Origin of the sequence: Streptomyces sp. NPDC057438, from assembly GCF_042802995.1 — a bacterium.
In the GTDB taxonomy this organism is placed as follows: domain Bacteria; phylum Actinomycetota; class Actinomycetes; order Streptomycetales; family Streptomycetaceae; genus Streptomyces.
In genome coordinates, this window is sequence record NZ_JBHVDD010000080.1 from 19,648 (window position 1) to 41,260 (window position 21,613).

At 71.3% G+C, this 21,613-nt stretch carries 19 protein-coding genes; 6 read left to right on the forward strand and 13 right to left on the reverse strand.

The window, feature by feature from the left end; translation table 11 throughout:
- Nucleotides 1-59: 59 nt before the first annotated feature.
- The gene (locus tag ACFU5F_RS32605; RefSeq protein WP_383895118.1) at nt 60-941 is read right to left on the reverse strand and encodes a LysR substrate-binding domain-containing protein; all 882 of its coding nucleotides are present in this window, start codon (nt 939-941) and stop codon (nt 60-62) included.
- A gap of 71 nt (nt 942-1,012) precedes the next feature.
- Here ACFU5F_RS32605 and ACFU5F_RS32610 point away from each other — a divergent pair, with 71 nt between their 5' ends.
- From ACFU5F_RS32610 to ACFU5F_RS32625, 4 genes are all read left to right on the forward strand, one after another.
- Nucleotides 1,013-2,218, forward strand: a complete 1,206-nt coding sequence (locus ACFU5F_RS32610; RefSeq protein ID WP_383895121.1) for a thiolase family protein — start codon at nt 1,013-1,015, stop codon at nt 2,216-2,218.
- Nucleotides 2,215-2,910 carry a 3-oxoacid CoA-transferase subunit A gene (locus tag ACFU5F_RS32615; RefSeq protein WP_383895124.1) on the forward strand — a complete coding sequence of 232 codons (696 nt, stop codon included), beginning with the start codon at nt 2,215-2,217 and terminating at the stop codon, nt 2,908-2,910. Before ACFU5F_RS32610 ends, ACFU5F_RS32615 begins: the two co-directional genes overlap by 4 nt.
- Nucleotides 2,907-3,587 (forward strand): 3-oxoacid CoA-transferase subunit B, encoded by a 681-nt coding sequence (locus ACFU5F_RS32620; RefSeq protein WP_383895126.1) that lies wholly within the window; start codon nt 2,907-2,909, stop codon nt 3,585-3,587. Before ACFU5F_RS32615 ends, ACFU5F_RS32620 begins: the two co-directional genes overlap by 4 nt.
- 534 nt (nt 3,588-4,121) lie before the next feature.
- Nucleotides 4,122-4,958: an MHYT domain-containing protein gene (locus ACFU5F_RS32625; RefSeq protein WP_383895129.1), complete on the forward strand. Its 837-nt coding sequence runs from the start codon at nt 4,122-4,124 to the stop codon at nt 4,956-4,958.
- Nucleotides 4,959-5,002: 44 nt separating this feature from the next.
- Here ACFU5F_RS32625 and ACFU5F_RS32630 read toward each other — a convergent pair whose 3' ends face one another.
- From ACFU5F_RS32630 to ACFU5F_RS32685, 12 genes are all read right to left on the reverse strand, one after another.
- The gene (locus ACFU5F_RS32630; protein WP_383895132.1) at nt 5,003-5,725 is read right to left on the reverse strand and encodes a FadR/GntR family transcriptional regulator; all 723 of its coding nucleotides are present in this window, start codon (nt 5,723-5,725) and stop codon (nt 5,003-5,005) included.
- Complete coding sequence (locus ACFU5F_RS32635) at nt 5,716-6,744, reverse strand: aldo/keto reductase (RefSeq protein WP_383895135.1); 1,029 nt, start codon at nt 6,742-6,744, stop codon at nt 5,716-5,718. The genes ACFU5F_RS32630 and ACFU5F_RS32635 overlap by 10 nt, the downstream gene beginning before the upstream one ends.
- 50 nt (nt 6,745-6,794) lie before the next feature.
- Nucleotides 6,795-7,832: a PfkB family carbohydrate kinase gene (locus ACFU5F_RS32640; RefSeq protein ID WP_383895138.1), complete on the reverse strand. Its 1,038-nt coding sequence runs from the start codon at nt 7,830-7,832 to the stop codon at nt 6,795-6,797.
- On the reverse strand, nt 7,829-8,458 hold the full coding sequence (locus ACFU5F_RS32645) for a bifunctional 4-hydroxy-2-oxoglutarate aldolase/2-dehydro-3-deoxy-phosphogluconate aldolase (protein WP_383895141.1): 630 nt from the start codon (nt 8,456-8,458) through the stop codon (nt 7,829-7,831). The genes ACFU5F_RS32640 and ACFU5F_RS32645 overlap by 4 nt, the downstream gene beginning before the upstream one ends.
- A complete protein-coding gene (locus tag ACFU5F_RS32650) occupies nt 8,455-9,219 on the reverse strand; it encodes an SDR family oxidoreductase (RefSeq protein ID WP_383895144.1) in 765 nt (254 codons plus the stop codon). Before ACFU5F_RS32650 ends, ACFU5F_RS32645 begins: the two co-directional genes overlap by 4 nt.
- Nucleotides 9,216-10,283 carry a zinc-binding dehydrogenase gene (locus ACFU5F_RS32655; RefSeq protein WP_383895147.1) on the reverse strand — a complete coding sequence of 356 codons (1,068 nt, stop codon included), beginning with the start codon at nt 10,281-10,283 and terminating at the stop codon, nt 9,216-9,218. The genes ACFU5F_RS32650 and ACFU5F_RS32655 overlap by 4 nt, the downstream gene beginning before the upstream one ends.
- Nucleotides 10,280-10,717, reverse strand: coding sequence for an RbsD/FucU domain-containing protein (locus ACFU5F_RS32660; protein WP_383895149.1), 438 nt, complete (start codon nt 10,715-10,717; stop codon nt 10,280-10,282). The genes ACFU5F_RS32655 and ACFU5F_RS32660 overlap by 4 nt, the downstream gene beginning before the upstream one ends.
- A 38-nt stretch (nt 10,718-10,755) precedes the next feature.
- Nucleotides 10,756-11,646: an amidohydrolase family protein gene (locus tag ACFU5F_RS32665; protein WP_383895152.1), complete on the reverse strand. Its 891-nt coding sequence runs from the start codon at nt 11,644-11,646 to the stop codon at nt 10,756-10,758.
- Entirely contained in the window at nt 11,639-12,964 is a 1,326-nt protein-coding gene (locus ACFU5F_RS32670) for an enolase C-terminal domain-like protein (RefSeq protein ID WP_383895155.1), read from the reverse strand. Before ACFU5F_RS32670 ends, ACFU5F_RS32665 begins: the two co-directional genes overlap by 8 nt.
- Nucleotides 12,965-13,072: 108 nt before the next feature.
- Nucleotides 13,073-14,116 carry an ABC transporter permease gene (locus ACFU5F_RS32675; RefSeq protein ID WP_383895157.1) on the reverse strand — a complete coding sequence of 348 codons (1,044 nt, stop codon included), beginning with the start codon at nt 14,114-14,116 and terminating at the stop codon, nt 13,073-13,075.
- On the reverse strand, nt 14,109-15,671 hold the full coding sequence (locus tag ACFU5F_RS32680) for a sugar ABC transporter ATP-binding protein (RefSeq protein ID WP_383895159.1): 1,563 nt from the start codon (nt 15,669-15,671) through the stop codon (nt 14,109-14,111). The genes ACFU5F_RS32675 and ACFU5F_RS32680 overlap by 8 nt, the downstream gene beginning before the upstream one ends.
- A 46-nt stretch (nt 15,672-15,717) precedes the next feature.
- Nucleotides 15,718-16,785 (reverse strand): sugar ABC transporter substrate-binding protein, encoded by a 1,068-nt coding sequence (locus ACFU5F_RS32685; protein WP_383895162.1) that lies wholly within the window; start codon nt 16,783-16,785, stop codon nt 15,718-15,720.
- A gap of 457 nt (nt 16,786-17,242) precedes the next feature.
- On the opposite strand from ACFU5F_RS32685, the gene ACFU5F_RS32690 reads away from it, so the two are divergent.
- A complete protein-coding gene (locus ACFU5F_RS32690; RefSeq protein WP_383895165.1) occupies nt 17,243-19,474 on the forward strand; it encodes an alpha-L-fucosidase in 2,232 nt (743 codons plus the stop codon).
- Between the two features lie 108 nt (nt 19,475-19,582).
- Entirely contained in the window at nt 19,583-21,223 is a 1,641-nt protein-coding gene (pgm, locus tag ACFU5F_RS32695; protein ID WP_383895168.1) for a phosphoglucomutase (alpha-D-glucose-1,6-bisphosphate-dependent), read from the forward strand.
- Nucleotides 21,224-21,613 lie beyond the last annotated feature (390 nt).

The window sequence follows — 21,613 nt, forward strand, 5'->3', positions numbered from 1 at the left end:
GTCGCCGGTGACGCTCGGGCTGCTCCTCGACCTGCCGGACCGGCCGGCCGGCGGCGCCGTCAGAACATCGCGCGGATGATCCCCACGGTGCGCGCCAGATGCGGCTCGGCGCGCTCGGCCCGGTGGGCGACGGCCAGTTCCACGCGCGCGTCGGCCCCGGCCAGCGGCAGGTAGGCCACGCCGTCGAGCGCCAGCGCGGTCACGGGCTCGGGCACCACCGCGACACCGAGGCCCCCGGCCACGAGCGTGACCAGCGTGGAGGTCTCGCCCACCTCGTGGCGGACGTGCGGCTCGACGCCCGCGTCGCGCAGGAGCCCCACGACCACGCCGTACATCACCGAACGACGGTCGGCGGAGTGCACGATCAGGTCGGCGCCGTCGAGGTCCGTGACGCGCAGCCGTTTCCGGCGGGCGAGCGGATGGTCGACCGGCACGGCGACGACGAGCCGGTCCCGCCGCAGCGCGTGCACGGTGAGGGACGGGCCGGCCACCGGGGGACGCAGCAACGCCACGTCGATCGCGCCGGTGCGCAGCGCCTCGGCCTGGTCGGGCGCCAGCATCTCGCCGCGGAAGGAGAAGTCGACGCCGGGCAGCTCCTCCGCGAGCCGCCGCGAGAGCGCGGGCAGCAGGCTGTACGTCGCCGAGCCCACGCAGCCGATCGCGAGGTGGCCCACCGTTCCGGCGGCGACGCGGCGAGCGTGGTGCGCGGCCTCGTCGACCTCGGCGAGGATCGCGCGGGCCCGCTCCAGATAGGCCCGGCCGGCCTCGGTCAGATCGACCCGGCGGGTGGTGCGGTGGAGCAGTTCGACGCCCAGCTCGCTCTCCAGCCGGCGGATCTGCTGGGAGAGCGGCGGCTGGGCCATGTGCAGCCGTTCGGCGGCGCGACCGAAGTGACGCTCCTCGGCCACCGCCACGAAGTACCGGAGATGCCGCAGATCCATATGTCGTCCATATCAATCGGTCGGGATATGCGTACTTCAGAATATTGTGGCCGGGCAGTAGCGTCGCTGCCATGAGTGCTTTCCTGTACGCCGCGACCCGGACGCCCTTCGGCCGCTTCAACGGTGCGCTGGCCGGGGTCCGCCCCGACGACCTCGCCGCCGCCGCGATCACCTCGACACTCGCCGGGGTGCCGGACCTCGACCCCGCCGCGATCGACGACGTGGTCTGGGGCAACGCCAACGGCGCCGGCGAGGACAATCGCAACGTCGGCCGCATGGCGGCGCTGCTCGCCGGGCTTCCGGTGAGCGTGCCCGGCACCACGGTCAACCGGCTGTGCGGCTCCAGCCTCGACGCGGCGATGGCGGCCAGCCGCACCATCGAGTCCGGGGACGCCGAGGTGGTGCTGACCGGTGGCGTGGAGTCGATGACCCGGGCGCCCTGGGTGCTGCCCAAGTCGGCCAAGCCGTTCCCGGCCGGCGATGTCACCGCGGTCTCGACCACGCTCGGCTGGCGACTGGTCAACCCGCGGATGCCGAAGGAGTGGACGGTCAGCCTCGGCGAGGCCAACGAACGGCTCGGGGAACGCTTCGGCATCTCCCGCGAGCGGCAGGACGAGTTCGCCGCCCGCTCCCACCGACTCGCCCACGAAGCCTGGGAGTCGGGCTTCTACGACGACCTGGTCGTGCGGGTCGAGGGTGCCGACCTCACCCGCGACGAGGGCATCCGGCCCGGATCCACCCCCGAGGTGCTGGCCGGGCTCAAGACGTCGTTCCGTACGCCGGAACAGGGCGGCACCATCACGGCGGGCAACGCCAGCCCGCTCAACGACGGGGCCTCCGCGGTGCTGCTGGGCAGCGAACGGGCCGCGGCCGCCATCGGCACCGACCCGGTCGCCCGGATCGCCGGCCGCGGCGTGATGGCCCTCGAACCGGAGGCCTTCGGCTACGCACCGGTCGAGGCCGCGAATCGCGCGCTGGCCCGGGCCGGGATCGGCTGGGACCAGGTGGGAGCGGTCGAGATCAACGAGGCCTTCGCCGTGCAGTCCCTCGCCTGCCTCGACGCCTGGAAGATCGACCCCGCCCTCGTCAACCAGAAGGGCGGAGCCATCGCGATCGGCCACCCGCTGGGCGCTTCCGGCGGGCGGGTCCTCGCCACCCTGGCCAAGGTGCTGCGCGAGACGGGGCAGCGCTACGGTGTCGCCGCGATCTGCATCGGTGTCGGCCAGGGCCTGGCCGTCGTCCTGGAGAACTGCGACACGACGGGGGCGGCAGCGTGAGCCGGGCGGAGATCGTCGAGAGCACCGATGCCGCGGTCGCCGGGGTGGAGGACGGCTCCACCGTCCTCGTCGGCGGCTTCGGCATGGCCGGGATGCCGTTCGACCTGATCGACGCGCTCATCCGGCAGGGCGCCAAGGACCTCACCATCGTCTCCAACAACGCCGGCAACGGCGATGTCGGGCTGGCCGCGCTGCTCGCCGCCGGCCGGGTGCGCAAGGTGCTCTGCTCCTTCCCGCGCCAGGCCGACTCCTGGGTCTTCGACGGCCTCTACCGCGAGGGGAAGGTCGAACTGGAGGTGGTGCCGCAGGGCAACCTCGCCGAGCGGATGCGCGCGGCCGGGGCCGGCATCGGCGCGTTCTACTGCCCGACCGCCGTCGGCACACCGCTCGCCGAGGGCAAGGAGGTCCGGGAGATCGACGGCCGCACGTACCTGCTGGAGTACCCCATCAAGGGCGACTACGCGCTGATCGGCGCCCACATGGCGGACACCCTGGGCAACCTCGTCTACCGCAGGACCGCGCGCAACTTCGGCCCGGTCATGGCGACGGCCGCGACGACGACGGTCGTCCAGGTGGACCAGGTCGTCGAGGCCGGGAAGCTCGACCCCGAGGCCGTCGTCACGCCGTCCATCTACGTCGACCGGGTCGTCCAGGTGGAGGCCCGCCGCTACACCGTGCAGGGGGCCCGATGACCACCACGTCCCGCGGACCGGCGTACGCCGGAGTGCCGAGGACCGCCGACCACCGGCTCTCGACGGACGAACTGGCAGCCGTCATCGCCCGCGACATCCCGGCCGGCGCCTTCGTCAACCTCGGTATCGGCCAGCCGACCCGGATCGCCGACCATCTCCCGGCCGACTCCGGGGTGGTGCTGCACACCGAGAACGGCATGCTCAACATGGGGCCGAAGGCCGAGGGCGACGCGATCGACCCGGACCTGACCAACGCCGGCAAGGTGCCGGTGACCGAGCTGCCGGGCGCGGCGTACTTCCACCACGCCGACTCCTTCGCCATGATGCGCGGCGGCCACCTCGACGTCTGCGTGCTCGGCGCCTACCAGGTCGCCTTCGACGGCGACCTGGCCAACTGGCACACCGGCGCCGCCGACGACATCCCCGCCGTCGGCGGTGCCATGGACCTCGCCATCGGTGCCAAGGACGTCTACGTGATGATGACTCTCTTCACCCGTTCCGGAGAGCCGAAGCTCGTACCCCGCTGCACCTACCCGCTCACCGGCGTCGGCTGTGTCAGCCGTGTCTACACCGACCACGGCGTCTTCGACGTCGGCCCCGAGGGCGTGCGCGTCCGGGAGACGTACGGCATCGACGCCCACGAACTCGCGGAGCGCCTCGGCCTCACGTCGGCGTAGGCCGCGGGCTCCCCTCCACCGTTCCGCCGGCGCGTGCCCCGCGCCGGCGGTTCGTTCTGTCCGGGAGCGTGTCCGGCACGCGCCCCGAGTGCGTCGGTGACCGGAGTCACGCCCGACCTGACACCGCTCGAACCACGGTGTCGAGAGTCACGCCTGACTCCGCATCGGAAGGGACCGCGATGTGGACAGGACGCACGACCCATGTGGTTGAATCGTGGACTACCGGCCAGGTGGCTCGAACCTGTCGACCGGCCCGCCCGTTCTGCCCTGAGGCAGGACTTCCACGTGGCCCGGTGACAGGTGTCAACCAGGCCGAGGCGCACCGCACGTGCGTCGGGGGAGGGACAGGGGGACAGGGGGCGTCTTCAGTCGGCTCTGCGGTCGAACCCGGAATGCGGGGACCGGCGAGGAGCCGGAAAACCCGGTACCGCGTCGGCCCGGCCCGCGACGTGGCAGGCAGGTGCGCCCCACCCATGTGCCGGCACACCCGTGCCTCGCCGCTGACCGCCGGCACACCTGAGAAGGGAACCCGCCTTGAACGCCACCGTCTCCAATTTCTACTACGGCGCGGCGACTCCGGTCGCCGCCTACCTCATGGCATGCCTCGGCGCGGCACTCGGGCTGCGGTGCACGACACGGTCGCTGCGGCGACCGCAGCGCAGGGCCGGATGGCTGTGCCTGGGCGCGATCTCGATCGGCTGCGGCATCTGGACCATGCACTTCATCGCCATGATCGGCTTCAGCGTCCAGGGCGCCCTGGTCACCTACGACCTGACGAAGACGGTCCTGAGCCTCGCGGTCGCCATCGGTGTCGTCGCCCTCGGCGTGTTCCTCGTGGGCTACCGGGGCGGCTCCCCGACGACCCTGGCGACGGCGGGCGCGGTCACCGGCCTCGGCGTCGCGGCCATGCACTACCTCGGGATGGCCGCCGTCCACACCAACGGCACGGTCCACTACGACACCAGGACGGTCGTCCTGTCCGTCGTCATCGCCGTCGTCGCCGCCACGGCGGCGCTGTGGGCCGCCGTCTCCATCCACACACTGTGGGCGAGTCTCGGAGCGAGCCTGGTCATGGGCGTCGCCGTCACCGGCATGCACTACACCGGCATGGCCGCCGTCTCCGTCCACCTCACCGGGCGGTCCGCCGTCTCGCAGTCCTCCGCCGACCTGCTGTCGTTCCTGCTGGCGATGCTCGCGGGCCCGCTCGCCGTCCTCCTGATCGCCGCGGTCATCGTCATGTTCGACCCCGACATGGTCCTCGGTGACGACGACGACTGGCGCCGGTCCGCGCCCGCACCCGCACGCGCCCGGCACGCAGGCGGGGACAACGCCTCGGCGCAGCAGTCCGCCCCGCCCTCCACCCCCTGGTGACCTTCCGGCCGGTGACCTTCCGGCCGTGCGCGAGCCGGCGCCCGTCAGCTCTGCGCCGGTGCTCCGTAGTTGAGATGCCGGTTGGAACGCAGGTGCTCGCGCAGGGCCTGTTCGGTGTTGCTCACGTGCAGCAGGGCGGCTGCCTGGCTGAGCCCGGAGTCACGGGTGACGAGGGCCGCGTAGATCGCCTCGTGCTCGGCGAGGGTCCGGCCCGCGGCCTCGTCGTCGACCAGGCCCCGCCAGATCCGGGCGCGCAGCGTACGGCCCGAGACGCTCTCCAGCAGGGTCAGCAGGGTCTCGTTGCCCGTCGCCGCGACCACGGCGCGGTGGAAGGCGGCGTCGTGCCGGTTGAGCAGCTCCACGTCGTCGCGGGCGTCACGCATGGCGTCCAAGTGGCCCTTGACCTCGGCCAGCTGGTCGTCGTCGATCCGGATGGCGGCCAGCCCGGTGGCGACGGGTTCGAGCAGCCGGCGTACCTCCATGAGGTCCTGCAGCGCGGCCGAGTCGCCCTGCAGCAGCTCCACCGCGCCGCCCAGTCCCTCCAGCAGCAGGCTCGGCTGCAGGCTGGTGACATAGGTGCCGTCGCCGCGGCGGACCTCCAGGACCCGGGCCACGGCCAGCGCCTTGACCGCCTCCCGCGCGAGGTTGCGGGACAGGCCCAGCTGCGCGGCGAGATCCGGTTCCGGGGGCAGCTTCGATCCCGGGGGCAGCGCACCCGTGCGGATCAGCTCACGGATCTGGTCGATGGCCCTGTCCGTCAGAGACACTGCGAACTCCTCGCGCTTCCGCCCCTGCCGGGCACGTCCGACCTGATCAGTCCCTGGGCACGAAGGTCCTCCCAGAGCCGGTCGGGAATGTGCCGCTGATGGAGTTCCACGTTCCGTCCGACCTGGTCCGCAGTCCGCATACCGAGGGTGACGTTGATGATAGTGGGATGGGTGTACGGGAAGGCGATCGCGGCCGCGGGCAGGGTCGTCCCGTGGGCGGCGCAGACGTCGGCGATCGCCCGGGCCCGGTCGACCAGGGCGGTCGGGGCATCCTGGTAGTCGTACTTCATGCCTTCGGCGGGCCGGTCGTTGGAGAGCAGGCCGGAGTTGAAGACGCCGACGGCGACCACGTTCTTGCCGTGTTCCTGTGCGGCGGGCAGGACGTCGTCCAGGGCGGTCTGGTCGAGGAGGGTGTAGCGGCCGGCGAGCATGACGACGTCGGCGGCGGTCTCGCGCAGGAAGCGGGCGAGCATGGCGGACTGGTTCATGCCGGCGCCGATGGCTCCGATGACGCCCTGGTCGCGCAGGTCGGCGAGCGCGGGCATGGCCTCGTCGGCCGCCTGCCGCCAGTGGTCGTCGGGGTCGTGCAGATAGACGATGTCCAGCCGGTCGAGGCCCGTCCTCCCCAGCGTCTCCTCGATGGACCTGAGCACCCCGTCCCGGCTGAAGTCCCACTGCCGACGCAGATCGTCCCGTACGACGAAGCCCTCACTGTCGACACCCTGGGGCCGCTCGTTGGGGACGAGGAGACGGCCGACCTTGGAGGAGACCACGTACTCGGCACGGGGGCGCTCGCGCAGCGCGGCTCCGAGGCGCAGTTCGGACAGGCCGAGTCCGTAGTGCGGGGCCGTGTCGAAGTAGCGGATGCCCGCGTCCCAGGCGGTCTCGATCGCCGCGTTCGCGTCCTCGACCGGGGTGACCCGGTAGAGGTTGCCGATGACGGAGGCTCCGAAGCCGAGGTCGGTGAGTGCGACGGAGGTGTTCGTGATCGTCCTGCTTCCGATGGTCCGATGCCTCAACTGTGCTCCTGGTGAATACGACTGCGGCTACGACTGTGTGGAGGAGGGGATCAGCGTCTGACGGCGGCCGACGTGCCCGCGATCAGTGCCTCGACCTCGGTCAGCGAGGCCATGGAGACGTCTCCGGGGGTGGTCATGACCAGGGCGCCGTGGGCGGTGCCGTAGGCGAGGGCCTGTTCGAGGGTGGTGCCGGTGAGGAGGCCGTAGACGAGTCCGGCGGCGAAGCCGTCGCCGGAGCCGATGCGGTCCAGGACATGCAGGCCGGGCATCCGGGGGCCGGTGACCAGGCCGGTCTCGGGCGACCAGGCTGCCGAACTCCAGTCGTTGACACCGGCCGAGGGAACTTCGCGCAGGGTCGTCGCCAGCACCTTGGCGGAGGGGACCCGGGCGGCGACTTCGGCGAGCGCGTCGCCCACCTCGTCGGCGAGGACCCGCCCCTCACCCGGGCGGGGACCCGCCAGGCCGAGGGCACCGATGATGACGTCGGCGTGGGGGGCGAGGCGGAGGTCGGTGTCGCGGGCGTGGTCGGGGCCGCCGCGGTCGGTCCAGAGGCTGGGGCGGTAGTTGGGGTCGTAGGAGACGGTGATGCCGTGGCGGCGGGCGGCGGTCATGGCTTCGTCGGCGAGGTCGGTGGTGGTGTCGGAGAGGCCGGCGAAGATGCCTCCGGTGTGGAACCAGCGGACTCCGGTGGAGAAGAGGGTGTCCCAGTCGATGTCTCCTGTGCGGAGTTGGGAGACGGCGGTGTTCGCGCGGTCGCTGACGCCGAGGGCGCCGCGGATGCCGTAGCCGCGTTCGACGAAGTTGAGGCCGTTGCGGGTGGTGCGGCCGATGCCGTCGTCGGGTCTCCAGCGGATCTGGGTGGTGTCGACGCCGCCTTGGAGGATGAGGTCCTCGACGAGGCGGCCGACGGGGTTGTCGGCGAGGGCGGTGACGATGGCGGTGCGCAGGCCGAAGCAGCGGCGCAGGCCGCGCACGACGTTGTACTCGCCGCCGCCTTCCCAGACCTGGAAGGTGCGGGTGGTGCGGATGCGTCCCTCGCCGGGGTCGAGGCGGAGCATGACCTCGCCGAGCGCCATCACGTCGGTCATGGGGTGCTCCGTTCCACTGCCTGGGCGGTGAGGCGGCTGATCTCCGTGTAGTCGCCGTGTTCGAGGTGGGCGGGGGTGGCCATCCAGCTGCCGCCCACGGCCAGGACCGCGGGATGGGCGAGGTAGCCGGGCAGCTGGTCGGGGCCGATGCCACCGGTCGGCATGAAGCGCGCCTGCGGGAGGGGTGCGGCCAGCGCGCGCAGGGTTTGCAGGCCGCCGATGGCTTCGGCGGGGAACAGCTTGACCGTGTCGATGCCCGTCCGCAGGGCGCGCATCAGCTCGGTGGCGGTGGCGATGCCGGGCACCACCGGCACCCCCAGCTCCCGGCACGTGGCGACCACTTCGGCGTCCAGGCCCGGCGAGACGATGAAGCGGGCGCCGGCGGTTACGGCGCGTTCGGCCTGCCGGGGGGTGAGGATCGTGCCGGCGCCGACGGTCAGGCCGCCGTGGGCTGCCATCGTCTTCAGGACGTGTTCGGCGTCGGGTGTGCGGAAGGTGACTTCGACGCACCGGGCGCCGCCGGTGGTGAGTGCGTCGGCGAGGGGGGCGGCCGTGGCGGGGTCGGGGACGGTCAGGACGGGGATGATCCGGGCGCCGTCGAGCAGGCCGGCGAGGTCGGTGGTCATCGGCCGAGCCATCCGCCGTCGACGGGCAGGACGGTGCCGTGGATGTAGGCGGCGGCGTCGGAGGCGAGGAAGACGGTGGCGCCTGCGAGGTCGTCGGCGTCGCCCCAGCGTCCGGCGGGGATGCGCTGGAGGATGGCGGTGCTGCGGGTGGGGTCGTCCTGGAGGGCGCGGGTGTTGTCGGTGGCGATGTAGCCGGGGGCGAGGGCGTTGACGTTGACGCCGTGGGGGGCCCATTCGTTGGCCAGGGCTTTGGTGAGTCCGGCGATGCCGTGCTTGGCGGCGGTGTAGCCGGGCACGGTGATCCCGCCCTGGAAACTGAGCAGCGAGGCGGTGAAGATGACCTTGCCGCTGCCCCGGGCCACCATCGTCGTGCCGATGGCGCGTGTGAGGGTGAACTGGGCGGTGAGGTTGATCTGGAGGACGGTCGCCCAGTCGTCGTCGGGGTGGTGTGTGGCGGGTGCGCGGCGGATGGTGCCGGCGTTGTTGACGAGGATGTCGACGGGGCGCCTGCGTGCGGCGAGGTTGTCGCCCAGGTCTCGTACGGCGTGGGGGTCGGCGAAGTCGGTCCGGATGGCTTCGAAGGTGCGGCCGGCGGCGAGGACGTCTTTCTCGACGTCGCTGCCGGTGTCCTCCAGGGTGGCGCTGACGCCGATGATGTCGGCGCCGGCCCCGGCCAGCGCGCGGGCCATGGCCCGGCCGATCCCGCGGCGGGCACCGGTGACGACCGCGAGCTTCCCGGTCAGGTCGAAGGGGGAGGTCATGCGGTGGCTCCCTGCGTGGCGTCGTCGGTGGTGCAGGTGGTTGCGGTGGCGCAGTCGACGAGGATCTTCATCACGTCGCCGCCGCCCTCCAGGGCCTCGAAGGCGGCCGGTGCCTCGGTGAGGGGAACGGTCCTGCTGATCAGCCGGTCGGCGGGGACGGTGCCGTCCGCCACCAGGGCCACCGCCTTCTCGAAGTCGGCGCGGTCGTACAACCGGGCCCCGACGAGGGTGAGTTCGCGCCAGAAGAAGCGGTGCAGGTTGATCTCTCGGGGCCGGGGGTGGATGGCGACCAGGCACAGCCGGCCCCGCACTCCCAGCACCTCGACCGCGGTGTCCACACCGCCCGCGGCACCGGACACCTCGAAGGCGACCTCGGCCCCCGCACCACCGGTCCACTCACCGACCAGAGCGGGCACGTCCTCGGCGGCCGGGTCCCAGACGGTCAGTCCCAGTTCCGCGGCGAGTGCGCGCCGGTGTGCGCTCAGTTCCACCACGCGCACCTCCGCCCCGGCGGCCCGCGCGACGAGCGCGATGAGGATGCCGACCGGTCCGCCGCCGACCACCACGGTCTTCTCGCCCTCCCGGAGGGCGGCCCGGCCCACGTCGTGCACGGCGACGGCGGTGGGTTCGACCAGTGCGGCCCGGTCCAGTGGCAGGGCGTCGGGCAGGCGGATGAGGGTGGAGGCGGGGACGGTCCAGCGTTGCTGCATCGCGCCGGGGGAGTCGATGCCGATGAAGTCGAGGTTCTGGCAGATGTGCCGGTGGCCGGCCCGGCAGGCGGGGCAGGTGCCGTCCCAGCGCAGGGGCATCACGGTGACCGCGTCACCCGGCGCCCAGCCCTCCACATCCGGCCCGACCCGGACGATCCGGCCGGACATCTCGTGACCCAGGACCGCCGGCGCGGCGACCCGGGCGTCCATGTCACCGTGGAAGATGTGCAGGTCGGTGCCGCAGATACCGACATAGGCGGGAGCCAGCTGCACCTCACCAGGACCCGGCGGCACGTCGAGCGCCGGAGCCGTGTCCAACGTGCGGGCGGCCGTGTAACGGACAGCGAGGGTCATCGTGTTCTCAGGGTCCCTTCAGCGCGGACGCCGATGGTCAGCAGCAGATTGGCGTAGGTGCGGGTGTCGGCGGTGACGATCGCCAGCGCCAGGTCGGGGGAGCGGGCGGCGTCGTAGAACGCGAAGCGGCCGAGCGTGTCGACCGGGACCGGTGCCAGGCGGGCGCGGTACTCGGCGATGGCCGGTGGTTCCGGTTCGCCCTCCGGCGGAACCATCACCTGGGCGGACTCGACGGGCAGGGCGCCCAGCAGGACGTCGAGCACGGTGGTGACGTCCAGCAGGCCGGGGGTGAGGTTGAGGTGGACGGTCCGGGCGCGATCCCCGGTGGCGGTGCTCGCGGGATAGTGGCCGTCGGCGAGCAGGACGCGGGCGCCGTGGCCGGCTCCGGCGAGGGCTTCGAGGATGCCGGGGTGCAGCAGGTCGGTCAGGAGCACGGTGTCTCCTCCCTCCTCTCAAGGGGCTGCGGAAGGTTTCAAAGGGTGCGCGTGGCAGGGGAGTTCAGGTGGTAGAACGCGGTGGCGGTGCCGTTGAGGACCGCCTCCCCCTCGGCGGCGGAGCACTCGTCGAGCAGGTCCTCGACGGTGGCGGCCCACCGGTTCCAGCCGCCCGCGAGGACACAGACCGGCCAGTCCGAGCCGAACATCAGCCGGTCGGCACCGAAGGCGGAGAGCAGGACGTGCCACACGGGACGGATGTCGTCCGTGGTCCACGTCCGGTGGTCGGCCTCCGTGACCAGCCCCGAGACCTTGCAGCGCACCTGGCGGTGGCCGGCCAGCCGCCGCACCTCCTCCTCCCAGGCGCCCAGCCCGCCCGAGGCGATGGGCGGCTTCCCGGCGTGGTCGAGGACGAGCGGCAGACCGGGGAGGCGTTCGGCGAGCCGCACGGCCTGGCCGAGCTGGTGGTGGCGCACCAGTACGTCGTACGCCAGCCCGCGATCGGCCACGGCCCGCAACCCCCTTTCCACGGAAGGGCGTTGCAGCCACTCGGGGTCCGGCTCGCCCTGTACGAGATGCCGTACGGCCCGTAGGTGCCCGCCGCCCGGACCGGCCCGCAGGTCGTCGAGGACGTCGCCGATCGCGGGGGAGGTCAGGTCGGCCCAGCCGACGACCGCCCCGATCAGGGGGTCCCGCTCGGCGAGGGCGAGGAGTTCGCGGGTCTCCGGCACGGAGGTGACGCACTGGACGACGACGGTGCCGCCCAGCGACCTCCCGGCGACGGGCCGGGGCGCGGCCGCGCGCAGGTCGTCCATGTCGAAGGTGCGGCGGATCGGTTCGTGGCCGGGCTCGTCCAGCCAGGGCTGTGGCCGGTGGGCGAGGTCCCACACATGGTGGTGGGCGTCCACCAGCCGCGCGGCGTCAGACACGGGCCGACCAGACCGGGCCGTCGGGGTACGTGTACTCCTTCAGGGACTCGGGGTGCATCTCCGCGCTCAGGCCGGGGCGCTCGGGCGCCAGGTAATGGCCCTCGGCGATGCGCACCGGGTCGACGAAGTGCTCGTGCAGGTGGTCGACGTACTCGATGACCCGGTCCTCGGTCGTGCCGGAGACGGCGACGTAGTCGAACATCGACAGGTGCTGAACCATCTCGCACAGGCCGACCCCGCCCGCGTGCGGACAGACCGGCAACCCGAACTTCGCGGCGAGCAGCAGGATCGCGAGGTTCTCGTTGACGCCGCCGACCCGGGCGGAGTCGATCTGCACGATGTCCACCGCGCCGGCCTGGAGGAGCTGCTTGAAGACGACCCGGTTGGCGATGTGCTCGCCGGTGGCGACCTTGATGGGGGTCACGGCCCGGCGGACGGCGGCGTGGCCGAGGATGTCGTCGGGCGAGGTGGGCTCCTCGATCCAGTACGGGTCGTAGGGGGCCAGCTCCCGCATCCAGTCGATGGCGGGCTGGACGTCCCACCTCTGGTTGGCGTCGACCGCGATGCGAACGGAGTCGCCGACGGTCGCACGGGCCGTGCGCATACGGCGGACGTCGTCCTCCAGGTCGGCGCCGACTTTTAGCTTGATCTGGGTGAAGCCGTCGGCGACGGCCTCGCGGGCGAGACGGGCCAGCTTCTCGTCGGAGTAGCCGAGCCACCCCGGGGTGGTGGTGTAGGCGGGGTAGCCGCGCTCCAGCAGGCGGGCGGTGCGCTCCTCGCGGCCCTCTTCGGCGCGGCGCAGGATCTCCCGTGCCTCGTCGGGGGTGAGGGCGTCGGACAGCCAGCGGAAGTCGATCTGGGCGACCAGCTCCTCGGGCGACATCTCGGCGAGGAAGCGCCAGACGGGCTTGTCCGCGCGCTTGGCGGCGAGGTCCCAGGCCGCGTTGACGACGGCTCCGGTGGCCATGTGGATGGCGCCCTTCTCCGGGCCCAGCCAGCGCAGTTGGGGGTCGTGGACCAGGGAGCGGGAGAAGGCGCCCAGGTCGCCGCAGACGTCCTCGACGGACAGGCCCACCACATGGGGGGCGAGGGCCGCGATGGCGGCGGCCTGGACATCGTTGCCGCGTCCGGTGGTGAAGGCCAGGGCATGGCCCTCCAGCCCGTCTCCGGCATCGGTGCGCAGGACGACGTAGGCGGCCGAGTAGTCGGGTTCGGGGTTCATCGCGTCCGAGCCGTCCAGATGCTCGGACGTGGGGAAGCGTACGTCGAGGACGTCCAGGGCGGTGATGCGGGGGGAGGCGGACTCAGCGGAGGACATGGCAACTCCTGTGCGAGCGGGGGACGAAGGGCCCCTGCGACGAGATGAGGAAAGAGCAGGGCGCGGCGGCGGTGCCGGCACCGTGGTCCGGGCGACTGCCGCCCGGCGTCACTCCTGGACCTTGCCGCCCGTGATGCGGGAGATCATGAGCGCGACCAGGATGATCAGGCCGTTGAGGGCACCGATCCACTGGGCGGGGACGCCGGCCAGGGTGAGCACGTTCTGGATCATGAAAAGCAGCAGGATGCCGCTGAAGGCGCCGAACATGGTGCCCTTGCCGCCGTTGAGGCTGATTCCGCCGATCACGGCGGCGGCGAAGACGGTGAAGATGTAGCCGTTGCCCTGGGCCGAGGCCACCGAGGCGAGCCGCCCGGAGAGCAGCAGCCCGGCGAGGGCGGCGAGGAGGCTGCCGGTGACGATGACGATCCACAGCACCCGGTCGGTACGGATACCGGCCGCCTTCGCCGCGTCCACGTTGCCGCCGATGGCGTACAGAGAGCGGCCGAAACTGGTCCAGCCGAGCACGACGACGGCGACGGCGAACAGGGTGAGGCAGAGCCAGATGGAGGCGGGCACCCCCAGCCACTGGGCCGTGCCGAGGTAGAGCATCGACTCCGGGAGCTGGAAGAAGGTCTGGCCGCCGGAGATGCCGGTCAGGACGCCGCGCAGGACGATCAGCATGCCGAGGGTGACGATGAAGCCGTTGAGGCCGAAGCGGATGATCAGCAGGGCGTTGATGACCCCGATGAGCGCGCCCACGGCGAGGGTGACGGGGATGGCCCAGGCGCCGGGCAGGAGGCCGAGGCCGTGTCCGGCACCGGTCGGTACGACCAGCCAGGCCGCGACGCCGGGCGCGAGGCCCATGGTCGACTCCAGTGACAGGTCCATCTTCTTGACGATCAGGACCATCGTCTGGGCGAGGACCAGCAGGGCGATCTCGGACATGGTCTGCAGGACGTTGATGAGGTTGTCGCCCTGCAGGAAGACCGGGTTGACGATCTGGCCGACGATCGCGATGACCACGATCGCGGGGACCAGCGCGAGGTCGCGCAGCCGGGCCAGGGGGATGCGGCCGCCGAACAGCGCGGTCCCCTTGGCCCGTGGCTCGGTGGCCTTGGGGGCAGGTGTGTCCGCGAGGACGGTTTCAGGCATTGAGGTCCACTCCTTCCATCGCGGCCACGAGGTCGTGGTCGTGCCAGCCGCGGGCGATCTCCGAGGTCACACGGCCCTGGAACATCACCAGGACCCGGTCGCACATGCGCAGGTCGTCGAGTTCGTCGGAGGCGATGAGCACACCGGTCCCGGTCTGCGCGGTCTCCTCGACCTTGCCGAGGAGGAACTCCTTGGACCGCACGTCCACGCCCGCGGTCGGGTTGATCAGGACCAGCAGCCGGGGGTCGTCGGCGAGGGCGCGGGCCATGACGACCTTCTGCTGGTTGCCGCCCGAGAGGGCGGAGACGGGCAGTTCGGGGCCGGGAGTCTTGATCGCCAGTTTCTCGATCATGCCCTCGGCGAGCCGGTCGCGGGTGCGGCCGCTGAGGAAGCCGTTGTGGCCGAGCCGGTGCGGTACGGACAGCGTGGCGTTGTCCGCGATCGACATGCCGGGGACGTACCCCTGGTGGTGCCGGTCCTGGGGGACGAACCCGGCGCCCGCGGCGAGCGCGGCGGGCACGCTGCCCGGCCGGGGGAGCGTTCCGGCGATCTCGACCCGGCCGCCGTCGGCGGTCCGCAGCCCCACGACGGTCTCGGCGACCTCGGTGCGACCGCTGCCGGCGGCCCCGGCGAGCCCGACGATCTCCCCGGCACGCACCTGGAAGGAGACACCGTGGTAGGTGTCGCCGTCCAGGCCGCTGATGTCCAGGGCCGCGGCGGTGTCCGTGTTCAGTGAACTCGCCCGCTCCTGGCGGCGTTCGGCGGCGGCCTCGCCGGTCATGGCGGCGACGAGGTCGGTGCGGGGGAGTTCGGTGACCGGTGCGGTCAGGATGTGCCGGGCGTCCCGGAACACCGTGACCATGTCGCAGATCTCGTAGACCTCCTGGAGGTGGTGGCTGATGAACAGGAAGGTGACACCCTGGCGTTGCAGGTCGCGGATGCGGTCGAAGAGCCGGTTGATCGCCGCGCCGTCGAGCTGGGCGGTCGGTTCGTCGAGGATGATGAACCGGGCGCCGAAGGACAGCGCACGGGCGATCTCGACGAACTGGCGCTGCTCCACGTCGAGTTCACCGGCCGACGTCTGCGGGTCCACGTCCACCGACCAGGTCGACAGCAGTTCCTGGGCGCGGCCGCGTACGCCCTTCCAGCTGATCAGCCGGTGCCGGCCGTGGTCGTGCCGGTTGAGGAAGAGGTTCTCGGCGACGGTCAGCGTGGGGATGATCGTCGACTTCTGGTAGACGCAGGCCACGCGCTGCCACCAGGCGTCCCGGTCGGCGAGGCGGGGGGCCGGGGAGCCGCCGAAGGTGACCGTGCCCTCGTCGGGGGCCTGGAGTCCGGTGAGCACGGACACCAGGGTCGACTTGCCGGCGCCGTTACGGCCGACGAGCGCGTGGGTCTCGCCGGGCCTGATGGTGATCCGGGCGCCGTTCAGGGCCACCGTCGGACCGAATCGTTTGACTATGCCCGTCGCCTCGACGACGGCCGGGCCCGCCGGGGCCCGTCCGTCGTCCGTCGGGGCGGGCGCGGGGGTGACTGCTCGCTCCCCGTCGCTCATCTCAACCGCCTTGTGTTCGTGAGCCGTCGCGTTTCCTGACGATCCATCAGCCGAGGTTGTTGCCCCACAGGGACGTGTCGTCGCTCTTGACGCTGGGCACACCGCCGTAGGTGCTGCCGTCGGCCGTGACGAGGGGGGCGGACAGCTGGTCCTCCAGCAGTCCGTCGCGGACCTGGACGATGGTGCTGTCGTGGTCGGTCTTCCCGGGCTTGAAGGTCTTCCCGTCGATCGCGGCCTTGAGGTAGTACAGGGCGTACTTGGCGTAGAGGTCGGCCGGCTGGGACACGGTGGCGTCGATCTTCCCCGCGGCTATCGACTTGAGCTCCTCGGGAATGCCGTCGTTGGAGACCACGAACACGTGCTTCTTGTTCTTCGGGTCGACCAGCAGGCCCTTCTGCTTGAGGACCTGGAGGGTCCCGGACAGGGCGAAGCTGGACTGCATGTAGATGCCCTTGATGTCCGGGTGGGCGGTCAGGTCCGTCTGCAGCTTCTGCGCGGCGACGGCGCCGTCCCAGTTGGTGGCCTCACCGAACACCTTGATGTCCGGGTAGTTCTTCTTCATGCACTCGTTGAACGCCTCGGTGCGGTCACGGCCGTTGATGGAGTCGAGGCCGCCCTGGAGCATGACGACCTTGCCCTTGCCGCCGAGCTTGGTGCCGAGGTACTGGCACGCCTTCTCGCCGTAGGCCCGGTTGTCCGCCCGTACGACCATGAACACCTTGCCGGTGTCGGGGCGGGTGTCGACGGTGACGACCGGGATCTTCTTGGCCTCCAGCTGCGTCAGGGTCGGCGCGATGGCGGCGGTGTCCTGCGGGGCCATCGCCACGCCCTTGACGCCCTGGCTGATGAAGGTCTGGGCGTTGGCGGTCAGCTTGGCGACGTCGTTCTGCGAGTTGGTCGTCTTCAGGGAGAGACCCAGCTCCTTGGCGTACTCCGGCGTGTACTTGATGTACGAGTTCCAGAAGTCGGTGTCGGAGCGCGGGTAGTCGACGCCGACCAGCGGCTCACCGTCGCTCGACGCGGTGGTGGTGCTGCCGGAGCCGCCGCAGGCGGTCAGCAGTGCCAGGGCGGAGAGGGCGGAGGCAGCAGAACAGAGGGCGGTTCTGACTCTCATCGGTGATTCCTCACGCTGGTCCCGTAGCGGGAGATGTTTCGTGAGCGACGGTGTGTGCCGTCGCCAGGGGAGAGATGGGATGTATGTATAGGCCGGGATTCGTGTTCTGTCCAGCCCCTCGTAAGTTTTGCCTGAAAGTACCGGTTCGTTCGGCGCATCTGTGGCGACAGTCTTCTATGAAGAGGGAAATCCATCCCATCAATCACGACCGGTCCGTGATCGGCCGGAGCGGGGTGGAGTCGACGAAACATGTGATGTCTCGTGGTGAAGAAGTCGGGGCAAAGCCCGGTTAATCGGATGAAACATATCTCCGATTGACCACTTTGATCCCTGCGCGCCCGTTGACATCGCGCGGGGGCGTGCGGTGACCTTCATGCGTGGCGATCGGCGCCCCGGAGCCCGAGAGCCAAGTCGATCGCCCTTCCCCCTGTCTCCCCTCCGCATCAGGGATGCCCCCATGTCGGTTTCGATCAACAGACGTCAGCTCCTGGCCGGCGCCACCTGCGTGGCCGCGCCCGCGGTCGCCGGGGGCGTCCTCGGCGCCGACACCACGCAGGCCGCGCCCAGTACGTACACGCCCGACTGGAACTCGGTCGACCAGCACCCGCCGGCCCCGGAGTGGTTCCAGGACGCCAAGTTCGGCATCTACTTCCACTGGGGCGCCTTCAGCGTTCCCGCCTACGAGAGCGAGTGGTACCCCCGCTCCATGTACCAGAGCGGGAGCAAGGCCAACAAGCACCACACGGCGACCTACGGCAGCCCCGCCTCCTGGGCGTACCGCAACTTCATCGACGGCGCCAAGGACCTGGCGGGCGCCACCGTGAAGTTCGCCCCGAAGCTCAAGTCGGCGGGCGGGAACTTCGACCCCGACGAGTGGGTCCAGCTGTTCGTCGACGCGGGCGCGAAGTTCGCCGGCCCCGTCGCCGAGCACCACGACGGCTTCTCCATGTGGGACAGCCAGGTCAACGAGTGGAACTCGGTGGACAAGGGCCCCGGGCTGGACCTGCTGGACCTGTTCACGACGGCGATCCGCGGCAGGAATCTCAAGCTCCTGGTCGCCATGCACCACGCGTACAACCACAACGGCTTCTACGAGTTCGCGCCCGCGCAGAGCGACACCGGCCTGAAGAAGCTGTACGGGCAGCTGGGCAGGGCGGCGGAGGACCAGCTCTGGTACGACAAGCTCAAGGAGGTCATCGACCGGGCCGAGCCCGACATCCTCTGGCAGGACTTCAAGCTGGACGCCGTCGACGAGACACAGCGGCTCAAGTTCCTGTCGTACTACTACAACCAAGCCAACGGCTGGGGCCGCGAGGTCGTCGCCACGTACAAGGACGGCATGAACGGCAAGGGCGAGATGTTCGACTACGAGCGCGGCGGCCCGGCCGACCTCACCGCCCCGTACTGGCTCACCGACGACAGCATCTCCAGCTCCAGCTGGTGCTACACCCAGGGCATCGGCTACTACAGCACCCAGCAGATGCTGCACTCCTTCCTCGACCGGGTCAGCAAGAACGGCAACGTGCTGCTGAACGTCGCGCCGATGGCCGACGGCACCATCCCCCAGGCCCAGAAGAACATCCTGCTCGGCATCGGGGACCACCTGAAGCGCTTCGGCGAGTCCGTCTACGCCACCCGCGCGTGGACCGCGTACGGCGAGGGCCCGACCAAGATGGGCGGAGGGTCCTTCACCACCCCGCACGCCGGCACCGCCCAGGACATCCGCTTCACCCGCGACAAGGCCAACACCGTCCTGTACGCCACCGTCCTGGGCTGGCCCGGCAGCTCCGTGACGATCAAGACGCTCACCTCGGACCGGATCAGCCTGTCGTCGCTGACCTCGGTCAAACTCCTCGGCACCACCGCCGGCACCTACATCGACCTGCCGGCCCCGGTGCAGAACTCCTCCGGCCTGACGGTCGCTCTGCCCTCCTCGGCGCCGTACAGCGCCGACGCGTACGTCCTGAAGCTCACCTTCCCGGGACAAATCCCCAGCCTGCGGCCGCTCGCCGGGGCCGTCGCCTTCAAGGACGTCGACCACGCGGGCACCGGCGCCGTGCTCCCTGTCGGCGACTACACCGCGGACGCGCTGACCGCGTCGGGGCTGGGCACGCTCACCCTCTCCTCGCTCCGGCTCGCACCCGGATACCAGGTCATCGGCTACTCCGGCGACGGCTTCACCGGCACCTCGTGGACCTTCACCGCCGACAACCCCGACCTGCGGGTGACCGGCAACAACGACAAGGTCACCTCCCTGCGGGTGCAGTTCAGGCCCACGACGTACTTCCGGATCGACAACGTCACCAACGGCCTCGCCCTGGACGGCGGCGGCAACGTCGCCTCGGGCGCCGACCTCAAGCAGTGGACCTGGGACGGCCACCACAACCTGCAGTGGCAGGTGGTCGACGTCGGCGGTGGCTACGTCAGACTCGTCAACCGCACCAACGGCATGGTCGCCGACGGCTGGGGCGCCACCGCCGACGGCTCCACCGTCCGGCAGGCCGCGTGGAACGGATCCGGCAACCAGCAGTGGAGGATCACCCACCGGGGCGACGGCCGGTACTCGATCGCCAACCGGGGAACCGGCTTGGTCCTCGACGGAGCCGGCAACGTGGCCTCGGGCGCCGTGGCCAAACAGCGGGCGTACGACGGCAGCACCAACCTGCTGTGGACCTTCACGGCACTCTGACCCACCCGGCAGGTGACGACGGCCGGCCGGTGCGCATGCGTGCCGACCGGCCCGGCGGGGGAGAATGGGGGCCGAACCCAACGGTCGGCCAGTGCGGAGGAACGGGACATGCAGGACGCGCGAGCAGGACAGGTCGCCGGACCCGAGGACCTCGTCGACGTGGCCCGCCTGGTCACGGCGTACTACGCGCTGCACCCCGACCCCGCCGACCCCGGCCAACGGGTCGCCTTCGGCACCTCGGGACACCGCGGTTCGTCCCTCGCGGCCGCGTTCAACGACGACCACATCGCCGCCACCAGCCAGGCCATCTGCGAGTACCGCACCGCGCAGGGCACCGACGGCCCCCTCTTCCTCGGCGCCGACACCCATGCCCTGTCCGAGCCCGCCCGGATCACGGCGCTGGAGGTCTTCGCCGCCAACGACGTGACCGTCCTCATCGACCAGGCCGACGGCTACACGCCCACCCCGGCGGTCTCGCACGCCATCCTCGCCCACAACCGCGGCCGTACGTCCGGCCTCGCCGACGGCGTGGTGGTCACCCCCTCGCACAACCCGCCCGCCGACGGCGGCTTCAAGTACAACCCGCCGAGCGGCGGCCCCGCCGGTTCCGATGCGACCTCGTGGATCCAGGACCGGGCCAACGAGATCATCACCGGTGGCCTGAAGGACGTACGCCGCATCCCGTACGCCCGCGCCCTGGCCGCGCCCGGCACCGGCCGCCACGACTTCCTGGGCGCCTACACGGCCGACCTGCCGAACGTCCTGGACCTGGACGCGATCCGGTCCGCCGGCGTGCGCATCGGCGCCGATCCGCTGGGCGGCGCCTCCGTCGCCTACTGGGGCCGGATCGCCGAGGAGCACCGGCTCGACCTGACGGTGGTGAACCCGCTCACCGACCCCACCTGGCGGTTCATGACGCTGGACTGGGACGGCAAGATCCGGATGGACTGCTCCTCGCCGTACGCGATGGCCTCGCTCATCGAGCGGCGCGACCGGTTCGACATCTCCACCGGCAACGACGCCGACGCCGACCGGCACGGCATCGTCACCAAGGACGCGGGCCTGATGAACCCCAACCACTATCTGGCGGTGGCGATCTCCTACCTCTTCTCGCACCGGGAGCGGTGGCCCGAGGGCGCCGGGATCGGCAAGACCCTGGTGTCCTCCTCCATGATCGACCGGGTCGCCGCCGACGTCGGCCGGCGACTGGTCGAAGTCCCCGTCGGCTTCAAGTGGTTCGTCGACGGTCTGGCCGGCGGGACGCTCGGTTTCGGCGGCGAGGAGTCGGCCGGCGCGTCCTTCCTGCGCCGCGACGGCTCGGTGTGGACCACCGACAAGGACGGCATCATCCTGGCGCTGCTCGCCTCCGAGATCACGGCCGTCACCGGCAGGACCCCCTCGCAGCACTACACCGCGCTCACCGACCGCTTCGGCGCCCCCGCCTACGCGCGCGTCGACGCCCCCGCCTCCCGGGAGGAGAAGGCGCTGCTCGCCAGGCTCTCGCCCCGCCAGGTCACCGCCGACACCCTCGCCGGCGAGCGGGTCACCTCGGTCCTCACCGAGGCCCCCGGCAACGGCGCCGCCCTCGGCGGCATCAAGGTCGGCACCGACAACGCCTGGTTCGCGGCCCGCCCTTCGGGCACCGAGGACGTCTACAAGATCTACGCGGAGTCCTTCCTCGGCCCCGACCACCTGGGCCGCGTCCAGGAGGAGGCCAGGTCCGTGGTGCTCGCCGCGCTCAACGCGTGACGACGGCGTCTTTTCCGGCCCGGAGCGCCGCCGGGAGAAGGCCTGAAGGACCGAGGCGGCCGGGGCCACGACCTGTCTCGGCACGAAGGCCGGTGCCGGCGGCTCCAGCCTCGCTCGTGCGCCTCCGTCGACGAGTTGGGACGCCGGGACGGTGAAGCGCCCTGACCGGCGGCGACGGAGCACCGCTGGGACGTACGCGGGATGCGGCACCCGGGACAGGGGCGCCGTGACCCGGGGCCGGCCGTCGGGAGCGGGAGCGTCCGCGTGGCACCGGTTCCGGCGGTTCGGCGTCCGCCGGTGAACCGTGTCACCGCCCGGGACGTACTTCCTGGCGAGCGGGCGGCCTCGATCTTCCGGTGCGGGCGTTGAGCACGGAGCCGTGGACGGCCG

Bases quoted from the DNA above. Each gene is read 5' to 3' on its own strand.
- ACFU5F_RS32675 (WP_383895157.1), bottom strand. From the start codon at position 14,116: ATGCCTGAAACCGTCCTCGCGGACACACCTGCCCCCAAGGCCACCGAG.
- ACFU5F_RS32620 (WP_383895126.1), top strand. From the start codon at position 2,907: ATGACCACCACGTCCCGCGGACCGGCGTACGCCGGAGTGCCGAGGACC.
- ACFU5F_RS32650 (WP_383895144.1), bottom strand. From the start codon at position 9,219: ATGACCTCCCCCTTCGACCTGACCGGGAAGCTCGCGGTCGTCACCGGT.
- ACFU5F_RS32605 (WP_383895118.1), bottom strand. From the start codon at position 941: ATGGATCTGCGGCATCTCCGGTACTTCGTGGCGGTGGCCGAGGAGCGT.
- ACFU5F_RS32610 (WP_383895121.1), top strand. From the start codon at position 1,013: ATGAGTGCTTTCCTGTACGCCGCGACCCGGACGCCCTTCGGCCGCTTC.
- ACFU5F_RS32685 (WP_383895162.1), bottom strand. From the start codon at position 16,785: ATGAGAGTCAGAACCGCCCTCTGTTCTGCTGCCTCCGCCCTCTCCGCC.
- ACFU5F_RS32690 (WP_383895165.1), top strand. From the start codon at position 17,243: ATGTCGGTTTCGATCAACAGACGTCAGCTCCTGGCCGGCGCCACCTGC.
- ACFU5F_RS32655 (WP_383895147.1), bottom strand. From the start codon at position 10,283: ATGACCCTCGCTGTCCGTTACACGGCCGCCCGCACGTTGGACACGGCT.
- ACFU5F_RS32670 (WP_383895155.1), bottom strand. From the start codon at position 12,964: ATGTCCTCCGCTGAGTCCGCCTCCCCCCGCATCACCGCCCTGGACGTC.
- ACFU5F_RS32640 (WP_383895138.1), bottom strand. From the start codon at position 7,832: ATGACCGACGTGATGGCGCTCGGCGAGGTCATGCTCCGCCTCGACCCC.
- pgm (WP_383895168.1), top strand. From the start codon at position 19,583: ATGCAGGACGCGCGAGCAGGACAGGTCGCCGGACCCGAGGACCTCGTC.
- ACFU5F_RS32680 (WP_383895159.1), bottom strand. From the start codon at position 15,671: ATGAGCGACGGGGAGCGAGCAGTCACCCCCGCGCCCGCCCCGACGGAC.
- ACFU5F_RS32645 (WP_383895141.1), bottom strand. From the start codon at position 8,458: ATGACCACCGACCTCGCCGGCCTGCTCGACGGCGCCCGGATCATCCCC.